Source organism: Nocardia sp. CNS-044, from assembly GCF_059570515.1.
Map to the genome: position 1 here is coordinate 325,508 of NZ_JCANSX010000010.1, position 13,470 is coordinate 338,977.

The 13,470-nt window shown below is 70.8% G+C and carries 9 protein-coding genes; 1 reads left to right on the top strand and 8 read right to left on the bottom strand.

What is annotated here, in order from left to right; genetic code table 11:
* Positions 1-98: 98 nt before the first annotated feature.
* Positions 99-572, top strand: a complete 474-nt coding sequence (locus T333_RS27465; RefSeq protein ID WP_496426405.1) for an SRPBCC family protein — start codon at positions 99-101, stop codon at positions 570-572.
* Positions 573-577: 5 nt separating this feature from the next.
* Here T333_RS27465 and T333_RS27470 read toward each other — a convergent pair whose 3' ends face one another.
* From T333_RS27470 to T333_RS27505, 8 genes are all read right to left on the bottom strand, one after another.
* Positions 578-1,054, bottom strand: coding sequence for a DUF4442 domain-containing protein (locus T333_RS27470; protein WP_355003528.1), 477 nt, complete (start codon positions 1,052-1,054; stop codon positions 578-580).
* Positions 1,055-1,086: 32 nt separating this feature from the next.
* Positions 1,087-2,577, bottom strand: coding sequence for a beta-ketoacyl [acyl carrier protein] synthase domain-containing protein (locus T333_RS27475; protein WP_496426301.1), 1,491 nt, complete (start codon positions 2,575-2,577; stop codon positions 1,087-1,089).
* Positions 2,574-8,816, bottom strand: coding sequence for a type I polyketide synthase (locus T333_RS27480; RefSeq protein ID WP_496426302.1), 6,243 nt, complete (start codon positions 8,814-8,816; stop codon positions 2,574-2,576). The genes T333_RS27475 and T333_RS27480 overlap by 4 nt, the downstream gene beginning before the upstream one ends.
* Positions 8,813-10,216 carry an NAD(P)/FAD-dependent oxidoreductase gene (locus tag T333_RS27485; protein WP_496426303.1) on the bottom strand — a complete coding sequence of 468 codons (1,404 nt, stop codon included), beginning with the start codon at positions 10,214-10,216 and terminating at the stop codon, positions 8,813-8,815. The genes T333_RS27480 and T333_RS27485 overlap by 4 nt, the downstream gene beginning before the upstream one ends.
* Before the next feature lie 64 nt (positions 10,217-10,280).
* Positions 10,281-11,141: a class I SAM-dependent methyltransferase gene (locus tag T333_RS27490; RefSeq protein ID WP_496426304.1), complete on the bottom strand. Its 861-nt coding sequence runs from the start codon at positions 11,139-11,141 to the stop codon at positions 10,281-10,283.
* Positions 11,138-12,667 (bottom strand): flavin-containing monooxygenase, encoded by a 1,530-nt coding sequence (locus T333_RS27495; protein WP_355003533.1) that lies wholly within the window; start codon positions 12,665-12,667, stop codon positions 11,138-11,140. Before T333_RS27495 ends, T333_RS27490 begins: the two co-directional genes overlap by 4 nt.
* Positions 12,664-13,242 carry a hypothetical protein gene (locus T333_RS27500; protein ID WP_496426305.1) on the bottom strand — a complete coding sequence of 193 codons (579 nt, stop codon included), beginning with the start codon at positions 13,240-13,242 and terminating at the stop codon, positions 12,664-12,666. The genes T333_RS27495 and T333_RS27500 overlap by 4 nt, the downstream gene beginning before the upstream one ends.
* A complete protein-coding gene (locus T333_RS27505; RefSeq protein WP_355003535.1) occupies positions 13,239-13,469 on the bottom strand; it encodes a hypothetical protein in 231 nt (76 codons plus the stop codon). Before T333_RS27505 ends, T333_RS27500 begins: the two co-directional genes overlap by 4 nt.
* Position 13,470: the final 1 nt, after the last annotated feature.

The following is a 13,470-nucleotide window of genomic DNA, read 5'->3' on the forward strand; positions in this document are numbered from 1 at the left end:
CGCCGGAGTCGGCGCGGCCCGTTCCGGCGGAAGCGAATTCGCGCCGCCTCGAGCGCAAGGGTTGTGCGCTCGAGGCATGGGATGATTCGATACCGCCCGTGACCGAGCAGATCGATGAGATTCGTGTAGTCAGCGCCAGCCGGGAGATCGCGGCGGACCCGGCCGACATCTTCGAGCTCATCGCCGACCCCGTGCAGCAGCCGCGGTGGGACGGCAACGACAATCTCGCCGAGGCGCCGACCGGACAGCGGGTGCGCGGCGTGGGCGAGGTGTTCAGCATGACGCTCACGAACGGCGCTGTGCGCGACAACCATGTCGTCGAGTTCGCCGAGGGCGGCCGCATCGCGTGGCGGCCGTCGGAGCCGGGCAAGGAGCCGCCCGGTCACCTGTGGCGCTGGGAGCTGGCACCGGCGGGCGAGGGTCGCACGCTGGTGACGCACACCTACGACTGGACGGCGCTGACCGACGAGAAGCGTCTGGTGCGCGCCCGCGCCACCACCGCGGACAAGCTGTCCGCGTCCATCGAACGCCTCGCCGAATTGGCGGAGCGGCAAGCGAATTCCGCCGAATAGGCCGCTCAGCTCAGGCGGCGGACGTGCAGGTCCTGGGTGGCGCGGGCGATCGCAGTGCCGTCGGCGGCGCGGATCTCGGTGACGTGCGTGGTGACGGACCGGCCGGTGTCGTCGACTCGCGCGCGGATCGCCGCCGCCTCGTCGGGCGTCAGCCGCATGGTCGCGGTGACCACGTCGTAGCCCGGGGCGAGGAACTCGATGGCGCCCTTGCTGTTCCAGATGCGATAGCCGCCGCCGAGCTGGCCCGCCGCCATGACCGCGTAGAACGGGTCGGTCATCGCGAAGAGGGTGCCGCCGAAGGCGGAACGGTTGACGTTGCGGTTCCAGGCCCGCACCCGATGCGAGACCCGTACCGAACTCCAGTCTTCGGCGACGTGGCGGACCCGCACCCCCGTGAACAGCAGTGGCGGATACAAGTTCATCAGCAGGTGGAACGCCCTCGGGCTGGACAAGGCACGGGCATGGGCCGAATTGTTCGCCATGGAAACACCTTTCGCTGAAACGCCGGATTCGCTCATCGCGCCGCGGGAACCGGCGCGGGCGGCTCGCCGAGGAAGGCGGGCACGCAGACGACGCGGTGGCGCGCCCGGCGAGCAACCGTCACGCCGGATCTCCCGTTCGGGGCGCCGTCGGCGGCATGCGCGGGCGCCGGTCCCACGATGACATGCGCGTTGGTGCCGATGATGCCGAACGCGCTCACACCCGCCAGCGGTCCCGAATCGTCCGTCGACCAGCGCGCGGACTGCCCCGACACCCGAATATCGGTGCCATCGAGGGTGATTCGCGGATTCAACGTGCCGAAATGGACCAGCGGGGGGACGACGCGTTCACGCGCGCACAGCAGTGCCTTGACCAGGCCGACGACACCGGCGGCCGCTTCCAGGTGCCCGAGATTCGTCTTCAGCGTCCCCACGTGCAACGCGCGGCCGCCGTTGCGCGCGCCGAGCGCGGCGACGATCCCGCTCATCTCGATCGGATCGCCCAGCGAGGTGCCCGTTCCGTGCGCCTCGACCATGCCGATGTCGGCCGCCGAGCATCCGGCGTCGTCCAGCGCCGACTCGATGACGCGCTGCTGCGCCCGCGCGTTCGGCGCGGTGAAACCCGACGAGCGGCCGTCCTGATTGACCGCGCTGCCGTGGATGACGCCGAGGATCCGGTCGCCGTCGCGTTCGGCGTCCGCCAGACGCTTCAACACCACCGTCGCGCACCCCTCGCCGCGCACATAGCCGTTCGCCCGCGCGTCGAAGGACTTGCACAGCCCGTCCGGCGCGAGGGTGCCCGTCTGGTCGATCAGCCGGGTCGAGTTCGGGGCCAGCACCAGATTCACGCCACCCGCGACGGCCACCGCGCACTCCCCGCGGCGCAGCGACTGGATGGCGTGGTGGATCGCGACCAGCGACGAGGAGCACGCGGTGTCGAAAGCGATGGCGGGTCCGGTGAATCCGAAGGTGTAGGCGATGCGGCCCGCGGCGAAACTGTGGCCGTTGCCGAGCGCGGCGTGCGCATCGACGTGCCGCGCGGACCAGTCGGCGTAGTCGAAACGGCCGGTGATCCCGACGAACGTGCCGATCGGTTCCTCATGCGGCCCAGCCGGTTCCAGACCCGCGTGTGCCATGGCGTCCCACGTCGTTTCGAGCAGCAGCCGGTGCTGCGGATCGATCGCCTGCGCCGCGCGCGGGCTGATGCCGAAGAACTCCGGGTCGAAGTGCAGCGCGTCGTCGACGAAGCTGCCCATCGTCGGCAGCCTGCTCCATTCGTCCTCGAACGGCCAGCGGCGGTGGATGGGCATGTCCGCCACCAGGTTTCGCCCCTCCCGCAGCGCCGTCCAGAGGCTTTCGAGGTCGGTGATGCCGCCCGCGAGGCGCAGGCCGACGCCGACCACCGCGACGGGTCCGGTCGCCGATCGCCGCGTCAATTCCTCGCGCAGCCTGCGGATCGTCTCGGTCGCGCGGCGCAGCGCGGCGTCGGCGGGCTGCGGCGCGGGCGCGAGATCCGTGTCGTTCATATCGCTTCCTCTCGGGTGGGAATCGCGGCCGCCAGCCGCTCGCCGATCGCGCCGGACAACGCCTGGGTCGTTCCGTAGGTCCACAGCACGGTCGCGGAAAGCTCCAGCCGGAAAATGAATTCCAGCTTGTTGCGCATCTCCAGACTCATCAGCGAATCCAAGCCCAGTGTCTTGAGCGGCGTCGCACCGTCCAGCCCGGCCGGTGGCATGCGCAGCACCTGCGCGGCGATTTCGGTGACCTTCGCGTGCACGAGCCGATGCCGTTCGTCGCCGGTCGCGCGCGCGAGCGTGTTCAGGAAATCGTGGGCGGCGGTGTCGCCTCCGCCGACCTCGGCGCTGTCCCGCAAAGCGTGCCAGCTCGATTGGGCCGCGCAGTCCGGGTAGGCGTCGAACCACTGCCGCCGGTTGAGCGACAGGTATCCGACCACCGGGCGGTCCTCGCACAGAAGGTGATCGAGGGCGCCCCAGGCCTCGGCGGCGGCGATGCCCGTGAGGCCGCGTGCCGCCAGGCGGGCGCCCCGGTTGTCGTGCGTCGCCGCCAATCCGATGTCGTCGAACGGACCCCACTGGACGCTCAATCCCGGCCGCCCGTCCCGTCTGCGCGCGGTGGCCAGCGCGTCGAGATAGGCGTTGGCCGCCGCGTAGGCGCTCTGCCCCGGGTTGCCGATCAACGCGGCCGCCGAGGAGAACAGCACGAACGCGTCGAGCGGGTCGTCGGCGGTGAGCGCGTCGAGATAGCGGGCGCCGTCGATCTTCGGCCGCAGCACCCGCTCGATCTGCTCCGCGGACACCGTGGCGACGGTCGCGTCGTCCAGCACGCCCGCCGCGTGGAACACGCCGCGCAACGGCGGCAGCTCCGCGCGGACGGCATCGAGGACGGCGGCGAGTGCGGCACGATCGGCGACGTCGGCCCGATATTCGCGCACCACAACGGAATCGGGATCGCGACCCGAGTCACGGACCGGATCCACCGACCACGTTCCCGGATCGGACGTGCCGCGGCTCACCAGCGCCACCGCTCCCGCGCCGTGCGCGAGCAGATGGGTGGCGAGACTGCGACCGAGCGCACCGTGCCCGCCGGTGATCAGATACGTCCCGCCGCCGCGGAACCGGCCGTCGGGCATCGGCTCGGGAACGACCCGGTCCACGGTGTCGGGACGGGTCAGCACGAGTTTGCCGAGGTGGGTACCGTCGGCCAGCTGCCGCAGCGCCCGCGGTCCTTCGGCGAAGTCGTACACCGTCACCGGCGGCGCGGCGAGCCGTTTCGACACGACCTGGCGCCAGGTCTCGCGCAACACCGTCGCGAACCGTTCGGGCCGTCGGGTCATGAGCCCGGCCAGATCTACCGCGCTCACCGTGATTCCCTTGGCGAAGGCGCCCAATCCGATCCTGCGGTCGGCGTAGATGTCCTTCTTGCCGACCTCGAGGAAGCGGCCGTCCTCGGCGAGTACGTCCAGGCCGCGATCGATGGCCGCGCCCGCGAGCGCGTTGAGCACGACGTCCACGCCGCGTCCGCCGGTCACCGCGCGCACCTCGTCCGGCCAGTCCGACGAACGCGAGTCGAAGACGTGCTCGACACCGCAGGTATCGCGCAGGTACTCGCGGCGGCGCTCGGTGCCCGCCGTGGCGATCACGGTCGCACCGAGCGAACGGGCGACGCCGATCGCGGCCAACCCCAAACCTCCTGCGGCGGAATGGATCAGGATGACATCGTCGGCGGTCGCCGCCGCCAGCCGGACCAGCGCGTACCAGGCGGTGGCGGTGACGATCGGCAGCGCGGCGGCGGTCGCGGCGGGCATGTCGTCCGGTACTACGGCCGTGTGGTCGGCACGCACCGTCAGATGCGAAGCCAGCGAACCGAATCCGCAGGCGACGACTCGATCCCCGACCGCGCGATCGCCTACGCCGGGGCCGACGGCGCGCACCACGCCCGCGCATTCCGCGCCGAGCAACTCGCTGCCCGCCGAGGTGTCGGGATAGGCGCCGGTGGCTTTCATGACGTCCATGAAGTTCAGGCTCGCGGCCTCGACCTCCACCAGCACCTCGCCGACACCTGGTGCATGAATGTCCAACGGCCGGAAGGACAGTCCGTCCCAGAACCGGCCCGGCGTCGGCCAGAGCCGGAAGGGCTGCGCCACCGTTCGCAACGGCGGTGAACTGGTGTCGTCACCGGCTGGCGTCCCTTGTTCGAGCCGACCGACGTAACGGCCGCCCTGGCGCAGCACCACTTGGTCGTCGCCCGGCGCGGCGAGGAGCTCGGCCGCGCACTCCTCGACTCCCGCCCCGCCCACCGGATCGAGATCGATGAGGTCGGCGGACAATTCGGGGTGTTCCCGGCGCAGCACTCGCACGAATCCCCAGAACAGCGCGCCACCCGGGTCCGGCCGATCCGCCGGTTCCGCGGCCTGGGCGTTCGCCGTCACCACGACCAGCCGGGCCGGTGTCGCCGTGGCATCGAGGACACGGCGCACCAGCGCCGCGAGTTCGGTCAGCCCGTGCCGCTGAGAGTCGAGTCCGTCGCGGGCGGTCGGCGCCAGGAACACGACGGTCTTGCCCGCGCAGCTGGGCGCCTCGGCGTCCGGCTCGATCGAGACCGCGGAACCACCGCCGTCGCGCAGCGCCGCGGACAATTCGGCATGCGAGTGCGCGGTTCCGGCCAGCACGAAAGTGCCTGCGGACGTGCGTTGTTCGCGTGGCACGGGCCGGAATGCGAGGGTGAACTCGCGGTCGGAGCGGCGCCCGCCGGTCCGCTCGCCGTCGATCGGGTGCAGGCGCAACCCGTTGATCCTGGCCAGCGGTGCGCGATCGTCGGTGAAGAGGTGGAGGTCCACGCGGGTCTCGGATCGGCGCGTCGCGTAGGCCCAAGCGGCGTCGACGTATCCCGCCGGTTCGCCGTAGAGCCGCAGTTCGTCGATTCCCGAGGGCAGCATCGTCCGCTCGTCGTCGAACAGGGCCAGGGCGGTCTGCAGTACCCCGTCCAGCAGGACGGTGTGCAGTTCCGCGCGGCCGGTCTGCGCGCGGCACTGTTCGCCGAGCGCGACCCGGCTCAGCGCGACTCGACTCGCACCGTCGCCACGCACCCGCAGCTCGCGGATCACCTGGAACTGCGGACCGTAGTGCAGTCCGCGCCGGTCGCAGTCGCGATAGAAATCGGCAACCGGGACCGGGGCCGCGTCGAGCAGGTCGGCGGGGAACGCGGCGGGTGCGTCCGTCGGCTCGGCGGACCGCTCGGCGTGGCCGCGCGCGTGCACGACCCAGCCGTCGGCGTCGCCGGTCAGGGATGCGACCTCGAAGCTGGTCCGCGCCGCGATGTCGTCGCGCAGGCCGACTTCCACGCGCACCGGCCGCACCCCGAGCACGAGCGTGTCGACGAACCGCAGATCGCGCAGCGCGACGGGCGTAGCGCCGAAGCGAGCGCGCGCGGCGGCGATCACCAGCGCCGTCATCATCGCGGCGGGCGCCAGCACCGCGTCGCCCACCCGATGGTCGGCCAGCCACTCCAACGCGCCGGACAGGTCCCCCACCCGCGCCAGCCAGGCGCCGGGTTCCAGGGAACTCGGCGCCACCTCGACTCGCAAGGAGGCTGCGGCGCGGCTTTCCGGTGCGGCCGAGGAAGGCAGCCAATGGCTTTCGTGCTGGAACGGATACCGGGGCAGCCGCGCCGCCCCGCGCGCCTCGACATCGGCGAACGGGAGGAGACCGGAGACGTAGGCGCGGGCGCGGCTGCGGTTCATCTCGGCGATCGGATCGCTGTCCCGGTACAGCGACGGAAGCACCGCCGGTGGTCGCGGGCGTGTCGCGGCCAGTTGCTCCGCGGCGGGCAGCAGGACGGGATGCGGGCTTATCTCGACGACATGGGTGACGCCGTCGTCGTACAGCGCCGACATCGCCTCGGCGAAACGCACACGCAGGCAAAGGTTGTCGATCCAGTAGTCCGCGGTGAGGTCCCGGGGCGTCACCTTGCGCACCGAGACGGTGGACATCATCTCGACGCGGCCGGGACTCGGCGTGACCTCGGCCAGTTCGGACAGCAATCGCGGCCGCAGCACCGACATCCGCGGACTGTGCGAGGCGTAGTCCACGTTGACCATCCGGCAGTAGGCGCCCTCGGCGGTCAGGATCTCCCGCAGCGCTTCGATGGCGTCGGTGTCGCCGGAGAGCACGCAGGAGCGCGGGCCGTTGTGCACCGCCAGCGCGACAAGGTCCTCGAAACCCACCACAGCCGAGGCGATTTCGTCGATGCCGAGGTCGACCGCCAGCATTCGCCCGGTGCCCGCGACGGTGCGGAGCGCGGCGCTGCGACGGGCGACGATCATCGCCGCGTCCGCCATGCCGAGCAGACCCGCGACAGACGCCGCCGCGATCTCGCCCTGGCTGTGGCCGATCACGACGTCGGGTTCGATGCCAGCTCGTCGCCACATCGCGGCGATACCGCAGGCCAGCGCCCACAGCACGGGCTGAACCTGGTCGACCCGATCGAGCCAGCCCGCACCGCCCGCGCCGGTGACGATCGCCTTGGTGTCCCAGTCGACATGGGGTTCGAGTGCGGCGCAGCACGCGTCGAGCGCGTCGGTGAAGGCCGGGTCCACGCCGTACAACGCGCCCGCCAGCCCGTGCCACTGGCCACCCTGACCGGGAAAGACGAAGGCCACCCTGCCACGACCGGCGGCGCGGCCGGACAGCAGCGAAAACTGTTGCGCCGATGGGTCATCGGCGTGCGCGCGCAGCGCGGCGGCCAGTTCGACGGGATCGTCGCCGAGCACCGCGCTGCGCAACGGGTGCGCGGTGCTGCGTCGGGCCAGCGCGGCGATCACGGCCTTGGAACGCGCCGGGTCGGTGTCGAGCAGATCCGCGATGTCGTGGCACCGGCGGCGCAGCGCGTCGGGAGTATGCGCCGAGACCGGAAGGAAACCGAGGGCGGGCGCGGCGCAGGCATCCGCGTCCTCGGCCACCGCGTCGGCGGACCGCAGTACGACGTGGGCGTTGGTGCCGCCCCAGCCGAAAGAGTTGACGCCGATGTAGCTCGACCGATCCGCCGGGAGCTCGATCGGCTCGCGAACGACACGCAGATTCAGCGCGTCGAAGGGAATCTCGGGATTCAGCGTCTCCGAATGCAGGCTGGGCGGCACGCGCCGGTGCTCGAGACACAGCACGGCCTTCACCAATCCGGCGATGCCGGCGGCCGCCTCCAGGTGGCCGATGTTGGTTTTGATCGACCCGATCGGCAGTGGCCCGCGTTCGACGGGTCGGTCGGCGCCGAGGATCTCACCGAGCGCCCCCGCCTCGATCGGATCGCCTCGGCCCGTTCCCGTCCCGTGCGCCTCGACGTAGGCCAGGTCGCCGAGGTCGAATCCGCTGCTGCGGTAGGCGCGGCGCAGCAGATCGCGCTGGCCCGCCGGATTCGGTGTGACCAGGCTGTCGCCGCCACCGTCGTTGTTCACCACGCTCTCGAAGACGACGGCCCGCACCGGATCGCCGTCGGCGCGGGCGGCGCGCAACGGCTTCAGGTACACGGCCGCCACGCCTTCCCCGCGAACGAACCCGTCGGCGCCGTCCCCGAACGCCGCGCAGCGGCCGGTCCGCGACAGTCCGCCGAAGTGCGTGAGACCGATCGAGACATCCGGCGCCAGAAGCAGATTGACGCCGCCGACGATCGCGGACTCGACATCGCCCGATCGGATCGCCCGGACCGCGAGGTCCAGCGCCACCAGCGCCGAGGAGCATCCGGTCTCGACGGTCATGCTCGGTCCCGTGAGCCCGAGTGCATAGGACACCCGCGAGGCGATGACGTCGAGTGCCGTACCGACCAAGCTGTGCTGGCTGGCCCCGAGTTCTCGTCGCGTGCGTAGGATCTCGTAATCGTGCCAGGACGCGCCCATGTAGACGCCGACGCGGCGACCACGCACGTCGGCCAGCGGAATGCCGCCGTCTTCCATCGCGCGCCAGACCGTCTCGAGCATGATCCGCTGCTGCGGATCGATGTCGGCGGCTTCGCGGGGCGAGATTCCGAAAAGGGCGGCGTCGAACCGATCGACGCCGTCGAGGAATCCGCCGACGCCCTGGACGCGTTTCGAACCGTCCAACGGTGCGTCGGCGTCCCATCGCTCGGACGGCACCGGACGGATGGCGTCGCCGCGGGCGAGCAGCGACTCCCACAGCTCGTCGATGTCCGCGGCGCCGGGAAACCGGCCCGCCATGCCGACGATCGCGATCGGTTCCGCGGTACGCGCGGCGCTCATCCGACCTGCCTCCCCGCGAGCAGCCCGCGCTCCCCCGGCGTCAGCGGCGGTTCGGTGGGCGGCGCGCACCGCGGGCGGCGCACGACCCCCGACAGCACCGCGGGGTGGGCCAGCAGCAGCGGTGACTGAGCCAGGAACATGACCTCGATCAGCCGGGTCCCGAGCTGCGGGCGTTCCGGTGCGGCACGCAGCAGCCGATCGCCGTACCGCTTGCCCACCCGGTCCACCCAGCGCGGTCGCGCGCCGGTGGTGTTCGGATAATGCAGATCCTGGCCGATCGCGGTCAGCCACGGATAGTTCGCGGCACCGGTGACGGCCCGCTGCAGCTTGCGCGAATCCGCCGGTCTCGCGGCGCCGCGCGCGACCGCTCGACGGAGCGTGCCCGCGCATCGTGCTGCCGCGGAAAGACCGTGACCGTAGGTCGGATTCAGCGCCGTCGCCGCGTCGCCGATCACCACGAACCCCGAGGGCCATTCCCGCATCCGGTCGAAGCGATGCCGCCGGTTGACGGTGCTGCGGGAGCGCTGGATCGAGGACAGCGGCGCCGCGTCCGCGATCAGCTCGCCGATCAGCGGCGCGCGCACCCACCGGCGGGCCGCTTCGCGGAACTCGTCCTCGTCCGCGGGCAGGCGGCACCCCCGGGTGCCGCCCACGGTGACGAGCCATCGACCGTCCTCGATCGGCAGGAGCAGTGCGTTGTATTCCGGTCTGCCAGAAGCCGGATGGGCCTGCACGATGACCATCGGAAAGTTCGTCTCCGCGCCGGGCAGCGCGCGGAACTCGCGGGTGGTGTAGGTGTGACCGGAGTCCACGATCTCCGGCGGCGCGAGGGTCGTCCCGAGACTCGCCAGCCATTCGACCGTCCGGGACCCCCGACCGGTGGCGTCGATCACCAGGCTCGCGTCGAGCCGTTCGGTCTCGTCGTCCGGCGTGTGCAGCTCCACGCCCGTGACAGCCCGCGCGTCCCCGAGCAGACGCACCGCCGCTGTGGCGGACCGGAACTCGACATTGCGCCACTGCCGCACCATGTCGTAGACGACGTGGTCCAGCAGCTGCCTGCTGCAGGTCATGCCGAACCGGCTCGTCGGATACCGCGGCATCCACCCGCCCGCACCGGAATAGAGCAGCAGGTCGGCGTTCATGCCCACGCGATGTGCCCCGGCCCGAATCAGGCGCTGGGTCAGACCGGGCAGCAATTCCTCGGCGACGGTAACGCCGCCCGGGACGAACAGGTGCGGGTGGCGGGCCTGGGGCACACCGCGGCGCAGCGATGGCTGTTCCGGGAACCGGTCGCGCTCGACCACGCTGACGTGCTCGACGTACGGCGCGACGGCCGCCGCCGCCAGCAGTCCGGCGAAACCACCGCCGACGACCACCACGTGCTCTCGAGCCGCGCTCATGCCCGCGCCTCGCTGCCCCTCGGTTCCGACGTGCGTGCGGCACGCTCGCACATGATTCGCTCACTCATGCGGCGTCCTGCCACCGCGAGTTCGCCAATCGCACCGCACCGCACCAGGAACGGGAGCGTTCGGGCTGTCGACGCAATCCGGTCTCCGGTACCCACCGCCAAGGACGGAACTGTAGCGGCGCCCGCTTCCACCGCGCGGCCGCGCGGAAGGTCGAGCGAGCCACGTCGACCGACCAGCCGTCGTAGAAGTCCAGACTGGACGCGAAACGCCAACGCGCGGAGCCGAGTTGGCGGCCCATGGTCAGATTCACCGCGCGCAGCATCACGGGTGACCAGTGGTCCAGCACCCACCAGCGAATTCCCGTTTCCCGCAACGTGTCCGACAACACGCGGACCTGCCGCGGTTCGAGGTAGGGCAGCAGTCCTTCGGTCAGCACGAGCACCGAGCGAGCGCCCGCGGCGGCCTCGGCGAGGAACTCCGCGCACGCCGTCCGGTCGGTGACGTCGACGGCGCGGGTCAGCAAGCGGCAGTGCGGATCACGGTCCGCCAGCTGGGCCGACTTGTACGCGATCAACTCGGGCAGATCCGCCTCGTGCCAGGTGAGCTCGTCGGGCAGGCGCAGCCGGTAGGGGCGCGTGTCCAGGCCCGCGCCGAGGTTGATCACCCGATCGCACCCGCGAGCGAGCGACTCGACCACGATGTCGTCGACGAGCTTGGTCCGCACGACCGTCGGCCAGTGGTTGCGCGCGCCGGGAGGCAGGATGTTCGACGAGGCCAGGCTCTCCCCTGCCGACCCGGCGAGAGTGGCCGCGAGCGGATCGTCGAACAGGGCGTCCGGCCGCGCCGACTCCATGGCCCGGTATACCGCGACCCACCGTGCTGTCTCGGAAACATCACGGATCGATGGCGTGGTCATGAAGCCTCCCGCTCGCGGTCGTCGCGGTCACGTTCGGCGACCGAGGTGAAGTCGTAATGGTCGAGCGAGACGCTCCGCACGCGGCGCCGCGCCTCGGCACTGCTCGTCGGACGGAACAGGGGGGTATCGCCGCGCGCGTCGAAGTACCAGGTGTGCACGCCTTCGCAATTGGAGTGGTAGAAGACCGAGGACTGTTGCCGCTCGATCATCTCCCGCACGTAGCGGTCGTAGGGTTCGGGTTTCACCGCCACGCGGGTCGCGCCGCGCCCACGAGCCTCCGTGACGCAGCGGATCGCGTGGTCGACCGAGTCCTCGACGCTGCCGAAGAACGTGCCGGTCTGGGCGTAGAGACCGAGCACGGTGAAACAGTTCGGCCAGCCGGGCAATGTCACGCCCTCGTAGTGGCCTTTGGGATTGGTGTCCAGGAACGTACCGAGATCGGCGCCGCCGACTCCGGTGATCGGGAACTTCGGTTGATTGGAGCGCTCCAGCACCTCGAATCCGGTGGCCAGGATCAACGAGTCGATCGCGTGGTGCCGTCCGTCGGCGGTGGTGATTCCGTTCTCGGTCACCGCGACGATGTCGTCCGACACGAGTTCGACGTGATCGCGGGCGAAGGTGCGGTAGTACCTGTTCGACAGCGTCAGGAACTTGCACCCGAAACCGTAATGGGGCCTGAGCTTTTCCCGCAGCGCGCGGTCGCGAATCTGCACGCGCATCGTGAGCAGCGACATACCCTGCAGCAAGGTCATGAAGGCGGGGAGTTTGAAACGGAAGATACAGGTGTAGATGAGTTCGAGCCAGACGAGCACCGCCCAGCGCACCGGGCGCAGCAGCCAGGGCGCGGCACGGAAGGCGCGCCGGACGATCGTGGGTATGCGGAAATCGGGCTTGGGTATCACCCAGATCGGCGTGCGCTGGAAGATGACGAGCCGCTCGGCGCGATCGGCGAGTTCGGGAATGATCTGAACCGCCGACGACCCGGTGCCGATCAGGCCGATCCTCCTGCCCGCGGGCGAATAGCCGTGATCCCAGCGGGCGCTGTGGATCACCGGGCCCGCGAACGTGTCGAGACCGTCGATCGCCGGGACTTTCGGTCGGCCGAGGCCGCCGTAGGCGACGATGAGATACCTTCCGCGCACTACGCCGCGACTGGTCTCCAGCCGCCACGAGTGCTCGTCCTCGTCGAACGCCGCGGCGAGGACCTCGGTGCCGAGCCGCAAATGCGCTCGGACGCCGTACTTCTCGGCGCAGTGATCGGCGTAGGCCTTCATCTCGTGACCTTTGGCGTACACGTACGCCCAGTCCGGATTGGGCTCGAACGAGAAGCTGTAGCCCCAGGTCGGAACGTCCACGCCGACATCGGGATAGGTGTTGTCCCGCCAGACGCCGCCGATGTCGTCGGCCTTGTCGACCACGAGGAAATCGTGGATTCCGGCTTGCCGCAGCTTGATCGCCGCGCACAGGCCCGCGAATCCGGCCCCGATGACGACGACTTCGTAGCTGTCGTGCTGAGCTGTGGTCACGCTGGTCCCCTCCCGCGCAGTATTCGCCACCGTCCGTGCGGCGCCGCGTGGTCGCGCGGCCGCTCGGGAGCGGTGGAGTGCTGGGCGCCCATGAGCAACCCGGTGATCTGATCCGCGAAGAGGTCGGCGGTGTCGAAGTCCTCGCGTGTCATGAGTTCGTTGACGACGCCGCCGACCACCTCTGGCGGCGTGATCTCGAGCAGTGTCGCGATCACCGCGGGATCCAGGTACGGCGCCGCGTCCGCGAGCACCTCCGGTCGCACGCCGGTCAGCATCGCGGTCGATTTCGCGCCTCGGCCCGCCAGCACTCCGCCGCTGAGCGACCGGCCGAGCATGCGCGGGGGCAGGACACGGGTCGCGAACGGGACGCCCAACCGCAGCGGCGCGAGTCGGCCGAGCCGGATGATCCGCCGGTAGGACTCCGGGTAGCGGCCGTGCAGGTAGCGGGCGATGTGTTCGCGCAGCGCCGCGACCTCGCGGGCCCCGAGGGGTTCCAGATAGTCGATGCGCTCCACCGGCACGTGCAGCAGGTCGGCCAGCTTTCGCAGCTGGATCGCGGTCGCGCGGGCGCTCATCGCCGCCTCCCCAGCAGCGCCGCGCGCACGACGACGCGGGCGCCCCACGGCATGCGCTGAAGCCGTTCGCGCAGCTCGGTGTCGGCCGCGGCGCGATCCCGCTGCGGCGCGCCCTGGACCAGCATGAGCAGATCGGCGAGCCGAGCGGGGCTCAACTGCCGAAGGGCGGGTTGGTCCACGCCGAGCGCCTGCTCGAATGTGGTTCTGGTATCACTGATCTCGGTCATC

Excerpts from the sequence above, each read along its gene's own strand:
- T333_RS27470 (WP_355003528.1), bottom strand. The coding sequence starts at position 1,054 with ATGGCGAACAATTCGGCCCATGCCCGTGCCTTGTCCAGCCCGAGGGCG.
- T333_RS27475 (WP_496426301.1), bottom strand. The coding sequence starts at position 2,577 with ATGAACGACACGGATCTCGCGCCCGCGCCGCAGCCCGCCGACGCCGCG.
- T333_RS27480 (WP_496426302.1), bottom strand. The coding sequence starts at position 8,816 with ATGAGCGCCGCGCGTACCGCGGAACCGATCGCGATCGTCGGCATGGCG.
- T333_RS27485 (WP_496426303.1), bottom strand. The coding sequence starts at position 10,216 with ATGAGCGCGGCTCGAGAGCACGTGGTGGTCGTCGGCGGTGGTTTCGCC.
- T333_RS27490 (WP_496426304.1), bottom strand. The coding sequence starts at position 11,141 with ATGACCACGCCATCGATCCGTGATGTTTCCGAGACAGCACGGTGGGTC.
- T333_RS27500 (WP_496426305.1), bottom strand. The coding sequence starts at position 13,242 with ATGAGCGCCCGCGCGACCGCGATCCAGCTGCGAAAGCTGGCCGACCTG.
- T333_RS27505 (WP_355003535.1), bottom strand. The coding sequence starts at position 13,469 with ATGACCGAGATCAGTGATACCAGAACCACATTCGAGCAGGCGCTCGGC.